The sequence below is a fragment of the Micromonospora sp. LOL_013 genome, assembly GCF_048060315.1.
Classification (GTDB): Bacteria; Actinomycetota; Actinomycetes; order Mycobacteriales; family Micromonosporaceae; genus Micromonospora_E.
Genome location: NZ_JBHMIQ010000116.1, coordinates 1 through 494 on the forward strand (window position 1 = coordinate 1; position 494 = coordinate 494).

The following is a 494-nucleotide window of genomic DNA, read 5'->3' on the forward strand; positions in this document are numbered from 1 at the left end:
GCTGCGCAGGGCCGGCCGGGCGAAACTCACCGAGATCGTCAAAGCCCGCGCGCCACGCATGGGCGCCCGCCCGGTCGACCAGATCCTCACCGCGCTCAACGCGCACCCTCTCGCCCCGGTCCTGACCTCGATGCCCGGCATCGGCGTCAGGACCGCAGCCCGCACCAGATGATCACGGACCTGCATGGCAGACACACACGGCGTCGCTCCATGGCCGCAGCGCTTCGAAGCCGGCGCGCACCTGGCCGACAGCAGCGGATTCGCCCTGCTCAGCTTCGAGCGGGACGATCCACCACTCGGCTACATCGAGACCCTGGCCGGTGAGCTGTTCCTTGAGTCGACCCGTGACCTGGCCCGGGTCTCGGCGGCGTACGACAATCTGAGGATGCTGGCAATGTCGCCCGCCGAGTCGGTCAAGCTGATCAAGGGCTACTACCAGGCCACCAAGCACGCGTTGGAGGCGATCGGCGACTCGCTGCGGCACGAGGTGGCCC

The 494-nt window shown here is 68.8% G+C and carries 1 protein-coding gene and 1 pseudogene; both read left to right on the forward strand.

Annotation, left to right across the window (positions count from 1 at the left end):
* Positions 1 to 163: pseudogene (locus ACFHWS_RS28565) on the forward strand (IS110 family transposase); the annotation flags it as partial.
* A 21-nt stretch (positions 164 to 184) separates the two neighbouring features.
* On the forward strand, positions 185 to 494 hold a 310-nt coding region (locus ACFHWS_RS28570; protein WP_416569593.1), incomplete at its 3' end, for a Scr1 family TA system antitoxin-like transcriptional regulator.